We start from the raw sequence: 19,831 nt of genomic DNA, 5'->3' as shown, positions 1-19,831 counted from the left end.
GCTACAGCGACAGGATGGTCGCCGACGCGGTGCCGGGTGCGCCATACACCTGCGCCAGGCCGACGCGCGGGTTGCCTGGCACCTGACGTTCGCCGGCCTCGCCGCGCAGCTGTCGCACCAGCTCGTGCATCTGGCGCAGCCCCGACGCACCGATGGGCTCGCCGTTGGCGATCAGCCCGCCATCTGTATTGACCGGCATCGACCCATGAATCTCGGTGGCGCCGTCGGCCAGCAGCTTCTCCTGCTCACCGTCGGCACACAGACCCGTCTCGGCCATGTGAATGACCTCGTTGCCGGCGTCGGTGTCCTGCAGTTGGGCCACGTCGATGTCGTCGGGCCCGATACCCGCCGCCTCGTAGGCCGCTTTTGCCGCGTAAACCGTTGGGGAGACGTCCTCGTCGAGTGGCGCGAAAGTGGCATGCACTTCGTACGCACCGTAGCGGCGGGTGCGGATCTCGCAGGCGCGCACGTACACCGGCTTGTCGGTGTACTTGTGCGCCATATCGGCGCGGCACATGACCACCGCAGCCGCACCCTCGTCGGGCGCGCAGAACATGTACTGCGTCAGCGGGTAGTTCAGCACGGCCGAGTTGAGGATCTCTTCCTCGGAAATCGCCTTGCGGCGGAACGCATTCGGGTTCAGCGCGCCGTTGCGGAAGTTCTTGGCAGCCACTTTGGCCAAGGTGGCTTGCGAGATGTTGTGGTCGTGGAGGTACTTGTTGGCCTTCATTCCGAAGAACTTCGTGGTGACAAACTGCCCGTTCTGCGCATACCACTGGGGCAGCGCCAACTTGGCGGGGTCGTCGGTGAACGCGCCGCGCGGGTGCTTGTCCAGCCCGATGGCGATGCCGATGTCGTACTTACCCAGCCGGATGGTGTCGGCGGTCTGCTGGATGGCGCTGGCCGCGGTGGCGCAGGCGTTGAAGACGTTGGTGAACGTGATGCCGGTCAGCCCGACCAGGCGGGTCACCGCGTCGGGGTTGGACACCTCGTGGCTGCCGCCGAAGCCGAACTGGATGTCTTTCCACTCCACACCGGCGTCGGAGAGCGCCGATTGGATCGCTTCGGCACCCATCTGCATCGCGGTCTTGTCGAACCTGCCGAATGGATGCAGGCCCACGCCGATGATGGCCACATCGTTAGTCATCTTTGGCTTCCTCTCGGTAGATGGTGGCGACCCGCTTCACCCGGCTCCGCCGCGCTCGCGATCGCCCTCGGTAAATGGTGGCGATCCGCTTCACCCGGCTCCGCCGCGCTCGCGATCGCCACTAGACCGGCTGGAACGCGTAGGTGAGGATCTCGTTGCCGTCGCCGTCGGTGGCGAAGGGCACCATGGTGAGTTCGACTTCCTGGCCGAACTGCAGTTTGGCGGGGTCGTTCTCGGTGAGCCTGCCCTCGACCCGGATCACGTCGCCGAGCTGGATCAGCCCAATACCGAACGGCACGAAATCCTTTCCGGTCGGACCGGCGTATGGCGGTCCGGGCGGGAAGCCCTGGGTTGTCCATGCGACGACGGTTCCGCGGCGCGGCAACAACACCTCGCTCATCTGTGCGCCGCTGCAGCGCGGACACCACTGCTGCACCGGGAAAGCGGTGGCACCGCAGCCGCCGCAGCGACTGCCGATCAGCTGCGGGTTCTCGTCCGGCCAAGTTGAGATTTCGGGGGCAAGTGCCTTCTGCATCGAGCGATCCTCCAGCGATCCTTCACAGCCCGCCAACGCAATGGGCTCCCCAAAAGGTACAACAGCATTCCGGAAAAGTGGAAATCTCGTTCTCGCCAGGAATACGGCCAGTGTTAGGTTGCCTCAGGAACCGATTTTGAGGAGACGACTAATGCCGGTCACGGTCACGCTTGAACTCAGACTGAAGCCCGACGCGGTGCCCGCGGCGCGGGATGTCATGGCCCGGGCGCTTCAGGACACCCGGGCGTTCGACGGAAACCTCCGGACCGACGTGCTCGTCGACGAAGACGACGAAGCGCACTGGCTGATCTACGAACTCTGGGACACGGTCGAGCACGACGAGGGCTACCGCAGCTTTCGTGCCGCCGAAGGTCGGCTCACCGAGCTGCCACCGCTGCTGGCCGCGCCTCCGGTCAAGACGCGATACGTGACCAGCGATATCTAAACGGATTCAGGGACTTTGAATCCTGCGGCCTCCAGCTGGTCTGTGATCGACTTCAGGTCATAGGAATAACGCCAGCGCGTGATCCGCCCATCGGCGTTGACCTCAAACGCTCCCATGACTTCCAAGAAGAAGGGCTTGCCGCCTATGCGGTAGTTCTCAACGCCTTCCAGCATCACCGTTCCGCCCTGGGCCACCAGCGAATTGACGTCGATCTTCGCGCCACCGAAACCCATCGCGATTTCAGCGTCAAGCTCTGACCTGATGGCCTCGCGGCCGTGATGCACTCCGCGCGGGCCGTCGATGAACAGAGCGTCGTCACTGAAAAAGCTGACCAGCTCGTCCAGGTCGGGGTGTGCCCATGCGGCGAGGAAACTGCGTACGACCGACTCCGGCGAATCGCCCATTGTGAACCACCTCTGGCTAAGGGCGGGTCTCCCGATGTCCCGCACGGGATGGCGAACTGTAGCTCGCAAAGACCCCTGGCGGAATCGAATCACGACGGCACGTAGCAGATGCAAATAATTGCGATTGCGCGAGGTGACTAGCTAAGCGCGGGAATCACTTCGCGTTCGAACAACTCGATGCCGGAGCGGTCGTAGGCCGCCTCGGGGAAGTAGCAGATCGCGTACTCACAGCCAAGTTCGCGGATCTTGGCCAGCCGCTCGATCACCTGTTCCGGCGTGCCGGTCGCCGAATCGGGAACGCCGCTGGCCATCGAATCCGCCACCGCCTCAGGCACATAGCCGACCATGCGGTCGCGCGCCCGCTTCAGGCGATCCTTGACGTCGTCCTCCGATGAGCCGACGACGGCGGTGAAGTTCGCCGAACGAACGATGGCGTCGAAGTCGGTGCCCAACTTGCTGCAATGCTGCGCCAGCACCTCCGACTTGTGGGCGAATGCGTCGGGCTCCGGTGTGAAGTTGGTGTACTGCGCGTACTTTGCGGCGATCCGCAACGTCACCTTCTCGCCGCCGCCGGCGATCCACAATGGAAGCCCATTGTCCTGCAACGGCTTCGGCGCAACAATCGCCCCATCGACCTGGTAGTGCTTACCCTGGAAGGTGACCTTGCCGTCGCGCCAGGCGTCGCGCATGATCTGCACACCTTCGTCCAGCCGGCCTAGCCGTTCTCCCGCGGACGGAAAGCCGTAACCGTAAGCGCGCCATTCGTGTTCGTACCAGCCACCGCCGATACCCATCTGGATGCGGCCACCGGAGATGATGTCCGATGTGGCCGCCACCTTGGCCAGGTAGACGGGATTGCGGTAGCTCATCGCCGTGCACATCTGGCCCAGCTTGATCCGCGAGGTGGTCGCCGCGTAGGCCGCCATCAGCGACCACGCCTCGTGCGTGGCTTCATCGCTCGGCAGTGGCACCGTGTGGAAGTGGTCGTAGACCCACAGTGAGTCCCATGCGCCGCCGTCGGCGTAAGTCGCCAGGTCGCGCATCACCGCCCAGTGCCGCTCGGGTTCGATGCCGACAAGATCCATTCGCCAGCCTTGCGGAATAAAAAGACCAAAGCGCATAGCAGGACTCTAGCTACTCGCAAGTGCTCTGGCCGTCGCGGCCCTCGCCACCGACGACACCCAACGCGGCCAGCGCGGCCTCCACCGAGGTCGCCCGCAACGCCTCATAAGGAGTGTCTGGAAACTGCAGGCAGCAGTCTTGCAGTCCGCCGAAGGCGACCACCGCGCGCGTGGACTCCGCCAGCGTCGGCTGTGGCCCGAACACCAGTTTGCCGAGCCGGTCGCGCCAAGCCAGCACCTTGTCGATGAGCCCGAGGTCGGCCAGCATCGTCAACTCGGCCAGCACCAGCACCATGTCCTGACGGTGCCGATAGTGGAAATCGAAATACCCCTCCAGCAATTCGCGCGCATCGGCGTCGTTCCGGCTTTCCTGGTCGTCGACGAATCGCTCCCCTTCGTCGATCAACGGGACCAGGATGCTGCGCACCAACTCTTCTCGCGACGCGAAGTGGTAGTACAACGCGGGTTTGGTGATTCCCAGCTTGTCGGCGATGTCCTGCAGGCTGGTGCGCTGCACACCTTGCTGCACGAACAGGTCTCGGGCGACCTCTTGAATTCGCTGCCTGGTGTCTGACCGCGGCCCGCTCACTCCACGAGCTTAACTGACTTACCGATAGGTAAGCACGGTGCTATGCTTACCGAACGTTAAGTAAGTGAGGAGATCGTCATGCGGATTCTGATCTCCGGGGCCAGCATCTCCGGCCCCGTGCTGGCCTACTGGCTCAGCCGATACGGGTTCGACGTCACCGTCGTTGAACGCGCACCGCAACTGCGGAAGACCGGGGGCCACGCCGTCGATCTGTTCCGGCCGGCAATGGAGATCTCGGAGAAGATGGGCGTGCTGCCGCAGATCGAAGCGCTCGCTACCGGCACGACCCAGCTGACCATCTACCGCCAAGGCGCGCGTCGACCGGCGCATATCGACCTCACCAAGGTCACCGGTGCCGCATCCGACCGGCACGTCGAAATCATGCGTGACGACCTGAGCGAGGTCTACTACTCAGCGAGTCGCGACGACGCAGAGTACCTGTTCGGCGACTCGATCACGGCGATATTCTCGGACGGCAACGTAACTTTCGAGCACGCGGCGCCTCGCACGTTCGACGTGGTCATCGGCGCCGACGGGCTGCACTCGAACGTTCGTCGACTGATGTTCGGCGAAGAAATCGAACGCACTCAGTTCCTCGGCGGGTACCTGGCGGTGGAATCAGTTCCCAAAACGCTTGCGCGCGATGGCGAGATGGTCACCCACGTCAGCGCCGGTCGCCTCGCCGGACTGTATACCGCGGCTCCCCTCGACGACGCGCGCGCACTATTCATGTTCCGCAGCAAAGACGAATTGCAATACCACTACCGAGATGTACTGCGGCAAAAGGACTTATTGCGCGAGGCGTTCACCGGTATGCATGAGCAGGTAGACGGCTGGCTCCAGGAGCTCGAGACCACACCCTCGTTCTATTTCGACTCGATCACCCAGCTGCAGCTGGACACCTGGTCGCGCGGACGGGTCACGCTGGTCGGAGACGCGGGATACTGCCCGGGGCCCGCGGTCGGTGGCAGTACCAGCATCGCCGTGCTCGGTGCCTACATACTGGCCGGTGAATTGGCGCAGGCCGCCGGCGACCATGCGCGCGCGTTTGCCGCCTACGAACGCGAGATGGCCGACGCCGTGCACGGCAGTCGCGTGTTTGCCCGCACGGTGGCCAAGAGCATCGTGCCCGGCTCCGCAGCCGGTGTCTGGGCGCTGACCCGCGGCGCACAGCTGGTCTCACTACTGCCCGCTAAGCTGACCAAGACCGTCGCAAAGTTGAATACCAAGGGTGTGCGGCTCTACGACTCCATGCAGTTCAAGGAGTACTCACCAATTTGAGCGCGAGCAGACGCAAAAGCCCCCATTTTCGCGTCGAACTGGGTGCTTTTGCGTCTGCTCGCCGTGGCACTGAAGCCATGCCGCGGTCGGTCGTTTGCTCGCCGCAACCAAGCGGACGGTGATCGCCACGGGGATCCTCAACCTCTGGATGCACTCGCCCGATGATGTGGCCGAATCATATGCAGCCTTGACCACTGAGCATGGGGACCGCTTCCTGCTGGGAATCGGTGTCAGCCACGCGCCGCTGATCGACGCGGGCGAGCCCGGCCGGTACCGCAAACCGCTGGCCGCGACGGCATCATTTCTGGATGCGCTGGATGCGGCTCAACAGCCGGTGCCCATCGATCGGCGGGTTCTTGCCGCATTAGGTCCGAAGATGTTGGCATTGGCCGCGAGCCGGGCCCGCGGAGCACACCCATACCTTGTCACACCTGAACACACCGCTTCTGCCCGTTCGACTTTGGGCGAGGGCCCATTGCTGCTGCCGGAGCAGGCCGCAATCCTGTGTGACGACGCCGACGAGGCACGCCGCATCGGAACCGACTGGCTCCGTGCATATTTGGCGTTGCCGAACTATGCCAACAACCTGCTGCGCAGCGGGTTCTCCGAGCAAGACCTGACACAGGTTAGCGATCGCCTTTTCGACGCGATCGTTGTGTGGGGCGATGAGGAGGCGATCATGCGGAGGATCGAGGTGCATCGCTCGGCCGGCGCCGACCATGTCTGTGTCCAGGTGTTGACGGCCGACCCGCGTACCTTCCCCCGCGAGCAATGGCGCCGAATTGCCGCTGCCGCCAGATGACCGCACGAGCGAAAGGGATACGGTTAGGCCATGGCGTCCAAGCACACCCTCTTTCGGATCTTCTACCGCATCGGCTTTACCCCGTGGGACGGTCACCCCATCGCCCAGCACCTGCAGGACTTAGTCGAGGGAACGGGTGACACACCGCCGCTGCCCGCAGGCTCGGCGCTCGACCTCGGATGTGGTACCGGCGATTCGTCGATTTACCTTGCGCGACACGGCTGGAAGGTCACCGGCGTCGACTTCGTGCCGAACGCGCTCGACAAGGCCCGCGCAAAGGCGGGCGCCGCCAATCTGTCGATCGACTTCGTCCACGCTGACGTCACTCACCTGAGTCAGGCGGGCATCGGCGCAGACTTCCCGTTGATCGTCGACAACGGTTGCCTGCACAACATGAGCGACGACGATCGCGACGCATACGTCCACGAGGTCAGCGCCGTCGCCGCGGCGGACGCCCGGCTGTTGATCGTCGCGTTCCTTCCGGGCGGGAGGTTCGGTGTACGAGGCGTCGACCCCGCCGAAATGGAACGACGATTCACCCCCGCCTGGACGCTGTTGTCTGCCGGCGAGGAGCGGGAGTTGGACCGCGAGAATACTCCGGCGCGGTACTACCTCTTTCAGCGCCGCGCCTGAGCCCCGCGAGCAGACGCAAAAGCCCCCGACACGCCGTGCGTGCGGGGGCTTTTGCGTCTGTTCGCGCTACGTCAGCGAGGACGGCGGCAAGAAGCGGTCGCCGTACTTTTCCGCAAGCTCGCGCGCCCGGGCCACAAACGCTTCCTTGCCCGTACCGAGCGGGCCTTGATAGCCGACGATGTACTGCGCGCTACCACCGGTCCACGGGGGAAAGCCGATCCCCATGATTGAGCCGATGTTGGCGTCGGCCGTGGACGTCAGCACGTTCTCGTCGAGACACTTCTGGGTTTCCAGGGCCTCGGCGAATAGCATCCGGTCGATCATGTCCTGCAGCGGCGGCTCCGAGGAGCCCGACTTGAACGTCTCGCGCAGGCCCGGCCACAACCCGGTCCGCTTGCCCTCGGGGTACTCGTAGAACCCTGCACCCTTCAAACGGCCGGACCGCTCCAGCTCAATCATCTTCTCCACCACGGCTTCTGCCGGATGCGGCTCGTACTTACCACCGGCGTCCTCGACGCCCTTACGGGTGGCGACCGCGATCTTGTGCATCAGCTCGAGGTTGAGCTCGTCGGACAGCTGCAGGGGCGGCGCCGGGTAGCCGGCCTGCGAACCCGCCTGCTCGATGCTGGCCGGCTCCACACCCTCGCCGAGCATCGCCAGCGCCTCGTTGACGAACGTGCCGATGACGCGAGACGTGAAGAAGCCGCGGCTGTCGTTGACCACAATCGGGGTCTTGCCGATGGCCAGCGTGTAGTCGAACACGCGGGCCAGCGCCTCGTCAGATGTCTTCTCGCCCTTGATGATTTCCACCAGCGGCATCTTGTCGACCGGGGAGAAGAAGTGGATTCCGATGAAGTCCTCCTGCCGCTTCACTCCGCTGGCCAGACCGGTGATCGGCAGCGTGGAGGTGTTGGATCCCAGAACCGCGTTGGGCTCGACGACGTCCTCGATCTCCTGGAACACCTTGTGCTTGAGTTCCTGGTTCTCGAACACGGCCTCGATCACGAAGTCCACGCCCTTGAGGTCGGCGGGGTCGGCGGTCGGGGTGATGCGCCCGAGCAGGGCGTCGCTCTTCTCCTGGGTGGTTCGCCCGCGCTCCAGCGCCTTGGCCTCCAGCTTCTCGGAATAGCCCTTGCCCTTCTGAGCGGCTTCCAAGCTCACGTCCTTGAGCACCACGTCGTAGCCGGCCTTGGCCGAGACGTAGGCGATGCCGGCGCCCATCATGCCGGCGCCCAGCACACCAACCTTGTTGATCTTGACCGGCTCAATGCCCTCGGGCCGTGACCCACCGTTGTTGATGGTCTGCAGGTCGAAAAAGAACGCCTGGATCATGTTCTTGGCGACCTGGCCGGTGACCAGCGTGGTGAAGTAACGGCTCTCGATGCGGCTGGCGGTGTCGAAGTCAACCTGCGCACCCTCGACCGCAGCGGCCAAGATGGCCTTCGGCGCGGGCATCGGCGCACCCTTGATCTGCTTGCGCAGCAACGCCGGGAACGACGGCAGGATGGACGCCAGGGCGGGCGACGACGGAGTGCCGCCGGGCATCTTGTAGCCCTTCTTGTCCCACGGCTGTTCGTGCGAGTCGGGGTTGGCCTTGATCCACGCTTTGGCCGCGGGCACCAGTTCCTCGACCGTCGGCAGCAGCTCGTCGATCAGACCGAGCTCCTTGGCCTTGGCCGGCTTGAACCGGGTGCCCTGCGACAGCACGGTGACGAACGCGTTCTGGATACCGAGCATGCGCACTGTGCGGGTGACGCCACCAGCGCCGGGCAGCAGACCCAGCGTCGCCTCCGGAAATCCGAACTGTGACCCCTTCACATCGGCCGCGATGCGGTGATGGCAGGCCAGCGCGATCTCCAGGCCGCCGCCGAGCGCGGCGCCGTTGAGTGCGGCCACCACTGGCACGCCCAGCGTCTCGATGGTGCGCAGCTGCTTCTTGACGTTCTCGACCAGATCGAAAGCCTCACCGGCGTTCTCCGGCCCAATCTGGATCATGCTCTTCACGTCACCACCGGCGAAGAAGGTCTTCTTCGCGCTGGTGATCACCACGCCGGTGATCGAATCTTTCTCCTCGACAAGACGATCCACCGTCTTGCCCATCGACTCGATGTAGTTTTCGTTCATCACGTTGGCCGAACCCGACGGGTCGTCCAGCGTCAGCGTGACGATGCCGTCGGCATCTTTGTCCCACTGAATTGCGTTGTCGGCCATGTACTTAAACCCTCTCGATGATCGTCGCGACACCCATGCCGCCGCCAATACAAAGCGTCACCAACGCGCGCTGGGCGTTGCGGCGCTCCAGCTCGTCGACCATGGTGCCCAGGATCATTGCGCCGGTGGCACCCAGCGGGTGGCCCATCGCGATGGCGCCACCGTTGACGTTGAGCTTCTCGTCCGGGATGTTCAGGTCCTTCTGGAACTTGAGCACCACCGACGCGAATGCCTCGTTGAGCTCGAACAGGTCGATGTCGTCGACGGTCAGTCCGGCGCGGTCGAGCACCTTCTTGGTGGCCGGTGTCGGCCCGGTCAGCATGATCACCGGGTCGGCGCCGCTGGTGGCGGTGGCCACGATGCGCGCCCGCGGGCTCAGCCCCTGCGACTTGCCCGCCGCCTGGTTTCCGATCATCACCAGCGCGGCGCCGTCGACAATCCCGGAGCTGTTACCGCCGGTGTGGACGTGGTTGATCTTCTCGACGTAGTAGTACTTCTGCAGAGCGACGTCGTCGAAGCCACCCATCGCGGCCAGACCCTCGAAGGCCGGCTTCAGCTTGCCCAGCCCTTCCTTGGTGGTGTCGGGCCGCATGTGCTCGTCGTGGTCGAGGATCAGCAGACCGTTCTGGTCGCGGACAGGCACCACGGACTTGGCGAAGTAGCCGCCCGACCACGCCTCGGCGGCCTTCTCCTGGCTGCGTAGCGCGTAGGCGTCGACGTCGTCGCGGGAGAAGCCCTCGATGGTCGCGATGAGGTCGGCGCCGATGCCCTGCGGGACGAACATGACGTCGTAGTTGGTAGCGGGGTCCAGGCCCATCGCGCCGCCGTCTGATCCCATCGGCACCCGACTCATCGACTCCACGCCGCCGGCCAGCACCAGGTCATCCCAGCCGGAGCGCACCTTCTGCGCGGCGGTGTTGACGGCCTCCAGGCCCGACGCGCAAAACCGGTTGAGCTGTACGCCGCCGGAGGTCACCGGCATACCAGAGGCCAGCACCGCGGCGCGGGCGATGTCACCGCCCTGGTCGCCGACTGGTGAGACGCACCCCAAGATGACGTCGCTGATGAGGTTCTCGTCGAGGTCGGGGTTGCGCTTGCGCAGCTCCTCGATCAAGCCGACGACCAGGCTCAATGGCTTGACTTCGTTCAGCGAGCCGTTGCGCTGCTTGCCGCGCGGCGTGCGGATGGCCTCATAGATGAAGGCTTCTTCGGACATGTCTGCTTCCTGTTCGCGAAAAGGGGGTTCAGATCCGTCTAAAAGACTAGGTCCAGTAATTGAACACTAACAAAGGACTCGGCCAACCTGTTGGTTGGGCGGGATTTAGCTGGTCACAGGCTGGGCGACGTCGCTCGTGGTCGGCGCGCGGCTTTCGGTGTGAACGTAGGGCGTTCGGAGTGAACGTAGGGCGGGCACCCGCGAAACTTTCCGCCCAGGCGTCACACCCAAAGCCCAGGATTCACAGTCGACGCCGCCAAGTCACACCGAAAGCGCAGGATCTACAGTCGACGCCAACAGCACCCTAAGCTCGACGACCATGACGGTGTCGCGGCTGCGGCCCTACGCCACCACGGTCTTCGCCGAGATGTCGGCGCTGGCCGCGCGCATCGGCGCGGTGAACCTCGGGCAGGGCTTTCCCGACGAGGACGGACCGCCGGCGATGCTTAAGGCCGCCCAGGACGCCATCGCCAACGGCGTCAACCAGTACCCGCCCGGCCTGGGAATCATGCCGCTGCGCGAGGCGATCGCCGCCCAGCGCAAAAGGCACTTCGGCATCGATTACGACCCCGAAACCGAGGTGCTCGTGACGATCGGCGCCACCGAGGCCATCGCGTCAGCGGTCCTCGGGCTCGTCGAACCCGGTTCGGAGGTCCTGCTGATCGAGCCGTTCTACGACTCCTACTCGCCGGTGGTGGCAATGGCCGGCGCTCATCGCGTGCCCGTGCCGATGGTCCCCAATGGCCGCGGCTTTGCGCTGGATCCCGATGCGCTTCGGCGCGCGCTGACACCGCGGACCCGGGCGCTGATCATCAACTCCCCACACAACCCGACCGGCGCGGTGTGCACCGCCACCGAACTGGCGGCCATTGCCGAGATCGCGGTGGCCGCAGATCTTTTGGTGATCACCGACGAGGTATACGAACACCTGGTGTTTGACGGCGCCGAACACCTGCCGCTGGCGGCTTTCGACGGTATGGCCGAACGGACCATCACCATCTCGAGCGCGGCCAAGATGTTCAACTGCACCGGCTGGAAGATCGGATGGGCTTGCGGCCCAAGCCAACTCATCGCCGGGCTGCGCGCGGCCAAGCAGTATCTGAGCTACGTCGGCGGCGCGCCGCTGCAGCCGGCGGTGGCGTTGGCGTTGAACACCCAGGACGCCTGGGTGCCCGCACTGCGGGCACGCCTGCAGGCACGACGCGATCGGCTGGCCGCGGGCCTGGCCGACATCGGCTTCGAGGTACACGACAGCTACGGCACCTACTTCCTGTGCGCCGATCCGCGCCCGCTGGGTTATGACGACAGCACCGCGTTCTGTGCGGCATTACCGCAGAAAGTCGGGGTGGCCGCCATCCCGCTGTCGGCGTTCTGCGATCCGACGGCGACGCATGCCGCACAGCAAGCCGAAGTGTGGAATCACCTCGTGCGCTTCACCTTCTGCAAAACCGATGAGACTCTGGACGAGGCGATCAGGCGACTGGCGGCGCTCCGGCATGGGCCGGCTATTTCGACTCCCGGTTCATGACGAAATCCCGCAGCCCCTCGGTTGCGGAGCTCAAGACCTTCTTGCGCGCTCGCTTCACCAGAAACTCAGGCAATGGCGCCGACGGCTCCAAGGTGATCTCGAAACGCACTCGGGTTCTGTTCTCCCCCTCGCGGTGCATGGTGAACTCGACGTGCTGGCCGTGCTGCTGCACGGTCTTCTTGGCGTCCCACACCATCCAGTCAGGCCCCCAGTGGAATTCGAGCAACTGCTGATCGACGATGCCGATCACTTTCACCGTGACTTTGACGTGGTGCGGCCGGCCGTCGGGATAGGTGTCGATGACCTCCGCGCGCTTGTGCACCGACGACCACAGCGGAACCGAGCCGATATCGGCGAGCGCGTCCAGGATCACTTCCGGCGGCGCATCAATGATGATTTCTCGCGATGCTTGTACAGCCACTAGAACAAAATTAGCAATCCGACTGCCGCACCGACACAGCCATCAGGCCTCGCTGTCGTGGGCGGCACCGCTGTTGGCGACCCACTTGCGCAGCCCCTCCGTCGCGGCATCCAGCACAACCTTGGTCGCACGCTTGACGATGAAACCCGGAATTGGACCTGACGGTTCGACGGTGATGTCGAAATGCACCCGGCTCTTGTCCACACCTTCCGGCTGGACCCGGTACTCGATGTGTTGCCCATGCTGCTGGAACGTCTCTTGGACGTCGTACACCACCCAGTCCGGACCCCAGTGGTATTCCAGGATTTCGTTGTCTACCAGACCCATAATCTTGACGGTGGCCTTGACGTGATGGGGCCGACCGTCCGGGTACCGGTCGATCACCTCCACTTTTTTGTGCAGCGGAGACCATTCCGATAGGACACCAACATCGCTCAGCGCCTCCATGATCACTTCCGGCGGCGCGTCAATCAAAATTTCACGCGATGCTTGTACAGCCACTACTGCCAAGCTAGCAACCTGGTCGCGCTCCTGCTCTTGTTTGGCGCAATTTCGTGGTTACCAATCGATTTCGGCGATCGGCGTAGTGGCGGCCGGGGGCGGAGCGACCGGTCCGGCCGGTGTGCGGGAGAACCGCGGCGCGGGTGCGGCCTGCTCGACGCCGTGGGCGGTGATCACCGTGGACCGCGCGTTCAAATGGTCGTTGCCCGCGGCCTCACCCCACGTCAATACCGGCGTGACGCATGCGTCAGTTCCCTCGAAAACCTGCGTCCACTCCGCGCGGGTTCGACTGGCGAACCGTTGCGCGAAGAGGTCGTGCATCGTCGGGTATGACCCGATGTCGAGCTGGTTGGGCACTTCGTCGGCTGACAGGTCGAGCCCGACCAGCAACGCCGCGAAGAATTGCGGCTCGATCGCGCCGACGGCCATGTACTTGCCGTCGGACGTCTCGTAGCAGCGGTAGAACGGGGCGCCGCCGTCCAGCAGAAACGATTCGCGTTCGTCTCGCAGCGCCCCCGTCGACTTCATGGTCCACATCATCTGCGCGAGCACACTGACGCCGTCGACCATTGCGGCGTCGACGACCTGACCCTCACCCGAACGTTCCCGCTCGTACAGCGCGGCCACGATGCCCAGCAGCACCAGCATCGAACCGCCTCCGAAGTCGGCGACCAGGTTCAGCGGCGGCATCGGCGGCCGGTCGCGGTAGCCCAGCGCCGAGAGCGCTCCGGTCTGCGACAGATAGTTGATGTCGTGACCCGCGGTCGGTGCCAGTGGCCCGTCCTGTCCCCACCCGGTGATGCGCGCGTAGATCAGTCGCGGGTTGACCGCCGCGCAGTCGTCGGGCCCGATGCCGAGACGCTCGCAGGTGCCGGGCCGGAAACAGTCCAGCAACACATCGGCCTTGGCGGCCAACTCCAGTAGCGTCTGCGGTTGCGTCTTGACGTCCAGGTCGACGATCCTTTTCCCGCGATGCAGCAAATCGCGGTCCTCGGACGGCATCTGCAAACCCCCGGGCCGGCGCACCCGCACCACGTCGGCCCCCAGATCGGCAAGCACCATCCCCGCGTGTGGCCCGGGCCCGATGCCGCCGAGTTCGATCACCTTCACCCCGGCCAGCGGCCCAACCTTTGCCACCGGGACTATTTACCCTTCTTGACCTTCAGCACCCGATTGCGCAGTTCCTTGGTCGCGGAATCGATCGTCCCTTTGACGGCCCGCTTGAGCACGAAGCCGGGCAGCGGCACATTCGGGTCGACGCTGATCTCCATCTTGACCAGAGTCTCGTCACCTTTGGGTACCAGGGTGTACTTGCCGTCTTGCGACTTCTGTTGACCGGAGCTCACCAGCGTCCAGCTCACCTCGTTGTCGCTCCACGTGTAGGCCACCACTTGCTCGTCGGTGATGCCCGCCGTCCTGACCTTCATCTTGACTTTGCTGGGCCGCCCGTCGTCTCCGGTTTCGAGGATCTCTGCGCTCTGGTGGGGCTCCGACCACTCGGGCATCGCTTCGAAATCGGCGATGACGTCCAAGATCTCCTCGGGACTGGCTTCGATGGTTACGTCGCGGGATTCTTTGATTGCCATGCCCGCACCATAGCGAAACGGCGACCCGCGGGGCGCGGTTTCGGCAGCGTACCGTCGTGTTCGTGACTGACTCCCCCAGCGATGCCGCCTACACTGTCGGCGACTACCTCCTGGACCGTCTCGCAGAACTCGGCGTCACGGAGATTTTCGGCGTCCCCGGCGATTACAACCTGGAATTCCTCGACCATATCGTCGCCCATCCGGCCATCCGCTGGGTAGGCAGCGCCAACGAGCTCAACGCCGGCTACGCCGCCGACGGGTACGGTCGGCTACGCGGAATGGCAGCTGTGGTAACGACATTCGGAGTGGGCGAACTTTCGCTGGCCAATGCGATCGCGGGGAGCTACGCCGAACACGTGCCGGTGGTGCATATCGTCGGCGGCCCGTCGAAAGACGCCCAGGGCACCCGCCGCGCGCTGCACCACTCGCTGGGCGACGGCGACTTCGAGCACTTCTTCCGCATCAGCCGCGAAATCACCTGCACCCAAACCAATCTCATGCCCGCAACGGCCTCCCGAGAAATCGACCGGGTACTCAACGAGGTGCGCGAGCAGAAGCGGCCGGGATACATCTTGATGTCCACTGACGTGGCACGGTTTCCCACCGAACCGCCCCGCGAGCCGCTGGCCCACTACGCCGGCGGCACCAGCCCACGGGCGCTGTCCCAGTTCACCGCGGCCGCCGACGAACTGATCGGCGATCACCAGTTGACCGTGCTTGCCGACTTGCTGGTACATCGTCTGCAGGCAGTCGACGAACTGGAGATGCTGCTGGCTGCCGATGTGGTCCCGCACGCCACGCTGATGTGGGGCAAGAGCCTGCTCGACGAGAGCTCGCCCAATTTTCTGGGAATCTACGCCGGAGCGGCCAGCGCCGAACGGGTGCGGGCCGCGATCGAGGACGCGCCGGTGCTGGTCACGGCCGGGGTGGTGTTCACCGACATGGTCAGCGGTTTCTTCAGCCAGCGCATTGACCCGGCCCGCACTATCGACGTCGGGCAGTACCAGAGCAACGTGGCCGACCAGGTGTTCGCACCACTGGAAATGGATGCGGCACTCCGGGCGCTGACTGCGATCCTGACGCGGCGAGGGATAACGTCACCACCCGTCGCGCCGCCGCCCGACAGCCCGCCGGCACCGACACCGGCGCGCGACGAGCCGCTTACCCAACAGATGTTGTGGGACCGCCTTTGCTACGCGCTCACGCCGGGAAATGTGGTGCTGGCCGATCAGGGCACCTGCTTCTACGGCATGGCCGACCACCGGTTGCCGCACGGCGTTACTTTCATCGGCCAACCCCTATGGGGCTCAATCGGTTACACGCTGCCCGCCGCGGTCGGGGCCGCGGTGGCGCATCCGGAGCGCCGAACGGTGCTGCTGATCGGCGATGGGGCCGCCCAGCTCACCGTGCAAGAGCTGGGCACGTTCTCCCGCGAAGGGCTGTCGCCCGTCATCGTCGTGGTCAACAACGACGGGTACACCGTCGAACGGGCGATTCACGGAAAGACGGCCCCCTACAACGACATTGTCGGCTGGAGTTGGACCGAGATCCCCAAAGCCCTTGGGGTGGCCAACCATCTGGCATTCCGGGCGCAGAACTACGGCGAACTCGACGACGCGCTCACCGCCGCCGCGCAGTTTCAGGACCGCATGGTACTTATCGAGGTCGTCCTGCCGCGGCTCGAAATTCCGCCGCTGCTAGCCCAATTGGTCGGCCCGCTGTCCCCGGAAGGCTAGCCCTGCTAATGGCGGCCTTTCGGCGAGCGTGCGTAAAATGCCAACGCTAGCGGCGCGTCGGCGTACAAACACGCACGCTCGCGGCTAGAGGGCCCTATACCGAGTGTGCCGGGCGGTCCGTGCTTGTCGACGCGATGATCGCCCGGACCGTGCGTCGGCAGCGCCCGCAATCGGCACCGGCCCCACAGATTTGGGCGATGTCCTTCGTCGTCGATGCGCCTGCGGCGACGGCGTCGGCCACCATCTGACTGGTGATTCCGTTACACAGGCAGACCCACATCGAGCGATCCGCTCACTCCGGCGCGATGCGCATCATGTCGAGGAACCGGCCGACGAACAGCGGCGGGTAGGCACCCACTCCCGCCCCGGTCATCCATTGGGCCGCGGCGTCCGGATGCTCGATCCACTCCCGAGCGCTGTCCTCGTCGGGAAACTCCTGCAGGATCAGCACCTCGTCGTGATCGTCAAAAGCCTGGAAAACCCAGGTCTTTCGGATACCCGCCGCGATAAAGCTGTCCATCGCCGAATGCACACCCGAGATCAGGGTTCCGACGTTGTCGACGGACGCCATGGCGGCCACCACGACTCCGGGTGCCGTCGCAGCCGAAGGCTGCGGCCCCGCCACGATCTTGTCGACGATCGCGCCCGCAAAAACCGCGGGGATATCGTCGACGCCGACGGCATCGAACCAGTCGAAGAAGACCCGCGAGCGCAGCAGCTCCACGATCGTGTCAGGGGTGTGCACTCCGATCATCACCAGCACGCGGCCGTAGTCGTGCGTTGACGCGTAGACCATCACGTATTGCGCGCCGATGTCGGCCAGAGCCGATTTGTTGCGCTCGAGCAGCGGCCATACCCGGGCCGGGTCGGGGACGCGATAGTCCGATGCGATCACCATCGACTGAATGATGCCGGTGCTCAACGGAGTTGGTCCTTCATCACTTTTCCGGTGGCATTCAGCGGCAGCGAGTCGAGGAACTGGATGGATCGCGGAGCTTTGAATCCTGCCATCCGCTTCCGGCACCACGTAATCAAGTTCTCTTCGGAGACCGGTGTTGTCGCCACCACATAGGCCTTCCCAACCTGGCCGAGACGCTCGTCGGGAACGCCGATCACCGCGGCCTGCGCGACCGCCGGATGCTCCAACAGGAACCCCTCGATCTCCGCCGGATAGGCGTTGAAACCGCCCACGATGAACATGTCCTTCTTGCGCCCGTCAACTCTTAGCCGACCCGCCGAATCCAGGCTGCCCAGATCCCCGGTGTGCAACCATCCATCGTCATCGATCGCCTCCGCGGTGGCAACAGGATCGTCGAAATAACCCTGCATGACGTTGTACCCGCGGACTAAAACCTCGCCATCATCGGCAATGCGCACTTCGACCCCCTCGCACGGCAAGCCGGCAGTGGTGGCCACATCCTGGAAGGAGTCGCCGGGCCGGGACAGGGTGACGTTGCCGGCCTCGGTGAGACCGTAACCGGTCATCAAGGTCTGGAACGGCAGTTCGCCGTGGATGCGACGGACCAGTTCGACAGGAATGTCGGCGGCGCCGGTCACGCCTGCCCGCAAAGTCGACAGTTTGGACTTTTCTTGAACTGTCAGCAACGAGTGGTACAGCGTCGGCGGGCCAGGGAGCATCGTGATGCGTTCGCGCTCAATAAGATCCACCACAGTATCGACGTCGAAAACCGGTATCGGCAGCATCGTGGCACCGCGCAGGAAGGACGCGATGAGTCCCGCTTTCAGACCAAAGGTGTGGAAATACGGGTTGATCATCAAATAGCGGTCACCCTCGCGCAGATCGGCGAGGGTCGCCCACTCCTCGTACGCTCGCAGTGTCTGGTGATGATTCATCATCACGCCCTTCGGCCGGCCGGTCGTGCCCGACGTGAAGATGATGTCCGAGACGTCGGTGCCGCTCACCGTCCGCTCGAATGGGGAACCGCCGGCGAGGAAGCCCGATTTCAGATCGATAATCGGTATCCCCGTGGGCGCCGTGTAGTCCTGACCGAGAAATCCCTGCTGCACCAGGACGGCCTTCGCTCCACTGCGGACGATGATGTCGCCCGCTTCTTCCGTCTTGAACCGCGTATTGACGGGCACGAGCACGCCGCCCGCGGTAAGTAGTCCGAAGGCCGCGATTATCCACTCGGCCGAGTTAGGTGCCCAGATTGCGGCCCGATCGCCCTTGCCGATGCCGATCGACGCGAAGGATCCTGCGGCGCAACGAATTCGGTCGACCAGGCTGGTAAAGCTCAGCCGCAGCGGTCCGTCGACAATCGCTTCCGCGTCGCCGAACCGGTCCGCCGTGCTCAAGACCATCTCGGGGATGGTCTGCCACTCAGGCTCGATTGGTCGACTCCTCCTCATCGCGCTTCGCGTCCCCCTCGCCGCTGCGCGGCTGGGGGTGCCTCCACTGCATCGTCGCCGACCGGGGCGTATACGTCACACCGTGACAAGCCGACCGAGGTTGCCGCCCATGATCTTTGCCTGATCCTCGACGGACAGGTGCGATAGCGCGTTGACGTAGAACGTCGGTTCCGCAAGCCCCTCCGGGTGCGGCCAGTCCGAGCCGTACAGCACCTGGTCCACACCGACGAGGTTGATCAGATCGTCGATACCGTCCTCGAAGAACGGGCTGACGTGGATGCGGTTCTTGACCATCTCGACCGGGTCGCTCTGGAATGCTTCCGGGGCCTTCCGGTAGACCTCGGCAAGGCCGTCGAGCAACGGCGTCATCCACTTCGAGCCGGCCTCGACGATGGCCACCTTCAGCTTCGGATGGCGGTAGAGCGCACCGTGAATCACCCACGAGCCCACCGCGTCCTGGATCGGCCGCCACTCGTTGAGGATGCCCATCGCATTGGTTTGGAACGGCAGCATCTCCTGGTCGGCACCGTCCCATTCGGACGTGTAACGGGAGTAGCCGCTATCGCTCGAGTGCATACCTACCAGCAAGTCGTGCTCGACGACCCGCTCCCAGAACGGGTCGAACTCGGGCAGCGCGAAGGAGCGCGGGCCGCGGAAGCCGGGGACGGGGGCCGGCCGGATCAGGATGCAACGCGCGCCGCGCTTGACCGCCCACTCCAACTCCTCGATCGCCTTCTCGACGATCGGCAGGGTGATGACCGGGGTGGTGAAGATCCGGTTCTGGTAGTTGAAGCCCCACACCTCGTCGAGCCACTCGTTCAGCGCATGGATCAGGACGTGGATGGCGACCGGGTCGTCGCGCAACCGCTCCTCGAGCAGGCTGGCCAGTGTCGGGAACATCAGAGTGCGGTCCAAGCCCAGCTCGTTCATCTTCTCCAGCCGGGGGCCAGGCTCGAAGAACGCCGGGATCGCGCGCATCGGCTCACCGAACAGCTCGCGCTTGGTCTTGCCGTCCGGGTTTCCGAACTTGAAGTACTCCTCCCAGGCGCCCGGCCGGGCGACGACCTCGAAGGTCGGGTTGGGAATGTAATTACTGATGTGGCCGCGGATCGCGATCTTGGTGCGCCCGTTGATCTGCACGTACTGGACGAAGTCCTTGTACTCCTTGGGCAGAAACTTTGTCAGCGCCTCCGGCGGCTCGTAGAGATGATTGTCCGCGTCAAAGATCGGGAACGAAACGTCCTCCCGATGCGACAACTGCCCCATGAAATCCTCCTTCGCAATTTTTGAGAATTATATTCTCTA

Annotated in this window: 20 protein-coding genes and 1 pseudogene; 6 read left to right on the top strand and 15 right to left on the bottom strand. The window is 64.4% G+C overall.

From position 1 onward, the window contains the following. Position 1: 1 nt before the first annotated feature. Together AC5Y21_RS11605 and AC5Y21_RS11600 are read right to left on the bottom strand one after the other, a co-directional pair. Positions 2–1,147 (bottom strand): thiolase family protein, encoded by a 1,146-nt coding sequence (locus AC5Y21_RS11605; protein ID WP_499912351.1) that lies wholly within the window; start codon positions 1,145–1,147, stop codon positions 2–4. Between the two features lie 121 nt (positions 1,148–1,268). After that, positions 1,269–1,682: a Zn-ribbon domain-containing OB-fold protein gene (locus tag AC5Y21_RS11600; protein ID WP_499912350.1), complete on the bottom strand. Its 414-nt coding sequence runs from the start codon at positions 1,680–1,682 to the stop codon at positions 1,269–1,271. Between the two features lie 151 nt (positions 1,683–1,833). Between AC5Y21_RS11600 and AC5Y21_RS11595 the strand changes: the two genes are divergently transcribed. Next, entirely contained in the window at positions 1,834–2,127 is a 294-nt protein-coding gene (locus AC5Y21_RS11595) for a putative quinol monooxygenase (RefSeq protein ID WP_499912348.1), read from the top strand. Here the strand turns inward: AC5Y21_RS11595 and AC5Y21_RS11590 are convergent. From AC5Y21_RS11590 to AC5Y21_RS11580, 3 genes are all read right to left on the bottom strand, one after another. Further along, entirely contained in the window at positions 2,124–2,531 is a 408-nt protein-coding gene (locus AC5Y21_RS11590) for a nuclear transport factor 2 family protein (RefSeq protein WP_499912345.1), read from the bottom strand. The two genes, AC5Y21_RS11595 and AC5Y21_RS11590, sit on opposite strands and share 4 nt — an antisense overlap. Positions 2,532–2,668: 137 nt before the next feature. Further along, on the bottom strand, positions 2,669–3,652 hold the full coding sequence (locus tag AC5Y21_RS11585; RefSeq protein ID WP_499912344.1) for an LLM class F420-dependent oxidoreductase: 984 nt from the start codon (positions 3,650–3,652) through the stop codon (positions 2,669–2,671). Between the two features lie 13 nt (positions 3,653–3,665). Continuing rightward, positions 3,666–4,241 carry a TetR/AcrR family transcriptional regulator gene (locus AC5Y21_RS11580; RefSeq protein WP_499912342.1) on the bottom strand — a complete coding sequence of 192 codons (576 nt, stop codon included), beginning with the start codon at positions 4,239–4,241 and terminating at the stop codon, positions 3,666–3,668. A 78-nt stretch (positions 4,242–4,319) separates the two neighbouring features. Here AC5Y21_RS11580 and AC5Y21_RS11575 point away from each other — a divergent pair, with 78 nt between their 5' ends. From AC5Y21_RS11575 to AC5Y21_RS11565, 3 genes and pseudogenes are all read left to right on the top strand, one after another. Continuing rightward, complete coding sequence (locus tag AC5Y21_RS11575) at positions 4,320–5,522, top strand: FAD-dependent monooxygenase (RefSeq protein WP_499912341.1); 1,203 nt, start codon at positions 4,320–4,322, stop codon at positions 5,520–5,522. 82 nt (positions 5,523–5,604) lie between these two features. Then, positions 5,605–6,324 (top strand): annotated as a pseudogene (locus AC5Y21_RS11570) (LLM class F420-dependent oxidoreductase); the annotation flags it as partial. 30 nt (positions 6,325–6,354) lie between these two features. Next, a complete protein-coding gene (locus AC5Y21_RS11565; RefSeq protein WP_499912339.1) occupies positions 6,355–6,957 on the top strand; it encodes a class I SAM-dependent methyltransferase in 603 nt (200 codons plus the stop codon). Positions 6,958–7,023: 66 nt separating this feature from the next. Here AC5Y21_RS11565 and AC5Y21_RS11560 read toward each other — a convergent pair whose 3' ends face one another. Further along, positions 7,024–9,168, bottom strand: coding sequence for a 3-hydroxyacyl-CoA dehydrogenase NAD-binding domain-containing protein (locus AC5Y21_RS11560; RefSeq protein ID WP_499912337.1), 2,145 nt, complete (start codon positions 9,166–9,168; stop codon positions 7,024–7,026). 4 nt (positions 9,169–9,172) lie between these two features. Next, complete coding sequence (locus tag AC5Y21_RS11555; RefSeq protein WP_499912336.1) at positions 9,173–10,384, bottom strand: acetyl-CoA C-acetyltransferase; 1,212 nt, start codon at positions 10,382–10,384, stop codon at positions 9,173–9,175. A gap of 319 nt (positions 10,385–10,703) precedes the next feature. Here AC5Y21_RS11555 and AC5Y21_RS11550 point away from each other — a divergent pair, with 319 nt between their 5' ends. Beyond that, positions 10,704–11,912 carry a pyridoxal phosphate-dependent aminotransferase gene (locus AC5Y21_RS11550; RefSeq protein ID WP_499912334.1) on the top strand — a complete coding sequence of 403 codons (1,209 nt, stop codon included), beginning with the start codon at positions 10,704–10,706 and terminating at the stop codon, positions 11,910–11,912. Here the strand turns inward: AC5Y21_RS11550 and AC5Y21_RS11545 are convergent. The 4 genes from AC5Y21_RS11545 to AC5Y21_RS11530 are packed head-to-tail and all read right to left on the bottom strand — an operon-like array spanning position 11,890 to position 14,420. Next, positions 11,890–12,333, bottom strand: coding sequence for an SRPBCC family protein (locus AC5Y21_RS11545; protein ID WP_499912333.1), 444 nt, complete (start codon positions 12,331–12,333; stop codon positions 11,890–11,892). The two genes, AC5Y21_RS11550 and AC5Y21_RS11545, sit on opposite strands and share 23 nt — an antisense overlap. 42 nt (positions 12,334–12,375) lie before the next feature. Next, positions 12,376–12,834 (bottom strand): SRPBCC family protein, encoded by a 459-nt coding sequence (locus AC5Y21_RS11540; RefSeq protein ID WP_499912331.1) that lies wholly within the window; start codon positions 12,832–12,834, stop codon positions 12,376–12,378. 57 nt (positions 12,835–12,891) lie between these two features. Next, positions 12,892–13,971 (bottom strand): CaiB/BaiF CoA transferase family protein, encoded by a 1,080-nt coding sequence (locus tag AC5Y21_RS11535; protein WP_499912329.1) that lies wholly within the window; start codon positions 13,969–13,971, stop codon positions 12,892–12,894. A gap of 5 nt (positions 13,972–13,976) precedes the next feature. Then, positions 13,977–14,420, bottom strand: coding sequence for an SRPBCC family protein (locus tag AC5Y21_RS11530; RefSeq protein ID WP_499912327.1), 444 nt, complete (start codon positions 14,418–14,420; stop codon positions 13,977–13,979). 56 nt (positions 14,421–14,476) lie between these two features. Here AC5Y21_RS11530 and AC5Y21_RS11525 point away from each other — a divergent pair, with 56 nt between their 5' ends. Beyond that, positions 14,477–16,156 carry an alpha-keto acid decarboxylase family protein gene (locus AC5Y21_RS11525; protein ID WP_499912325.1) on the top strand — a complete coding sequence of 560 codons (1,680 nt, stop codon included), beginning with the start codon at positions 14,477–14,479 and terminating at the stop codon, positions 16,154–16,156. A 94-nt stretch (positions 16,157–16,250) separates the two neighbouring features. On the opposite strand, the gene AC5Y21_RS11520 is transcribed toward AC5Y21_RS11525, so the two are convergent. From AC5Y21_RS11520 to AC5Y21_RS11505, 4 genes are all read right to left on the bottom strand, one after another. Further along, positions 16,251–16,436: a (2Fe-2S)-binding protein gene (locus tag AC5Y21_RS11520; RefSeq protein WP_499912323.1), complete on the bottom strand. Its 186-nt coding sequence runs from the start codon at positions 16,434–16,436 to the stop codon at positions 16,251–16,253. Between the two features lie 12 nt (positions 16,437–16,448). After that, on the bottom strand, positions 16,449–17,078 hold the full coding sequence (locus AC5Y21_RS11515; protein ID WP_499912322.1) for a fatty-acid--CoA ligase: 630 nt from the start codon (positions 17,076–17,078) through the stop codon (positions 16,449–16,451). Continuing rightward, positions 17,075–18,526, bottom strand: coding sequence for a FadD3 family acyl-CoA ligase (locus AC5Y21_RS11510; RefSeq protein WP_499912320.1), 1,452 nt, complete (start codon positions 18,524–18,526; stop codon positions 17,075–17,077). The genes AC5Y21_RS11515 and AC5Y21_RS11510 overlap by 4 nt, the downstream gene beginning before the upstream one ends. A gap of 75 nt (positions 18,527–18,601) precedes the next feature. Further along, positions 18,602–19,792 carry an amidohydrolase family protein gene (locus AC5Y21_RS11505; RefSeq protein ID WP_499912318.1) on the bottom strand — a complete coding sequence of 397 codons (1,191 nt, stop codon included), beginning with the start codon at positions 19,790–19,792 and terminating at the stop codon, positions 18,602–18,604. Positions 19,793–19,831 lie beyond the last annotated feature (39 nt).

The sequence above is a fragment of the Mycobacterium sp. NGS41 genome (genome assembly GCF_059812725.1).
Note: the sequence above shows the minus strand (reverse complement) of the source record. Positions and strands in the feature narration are given on the sequence as shown.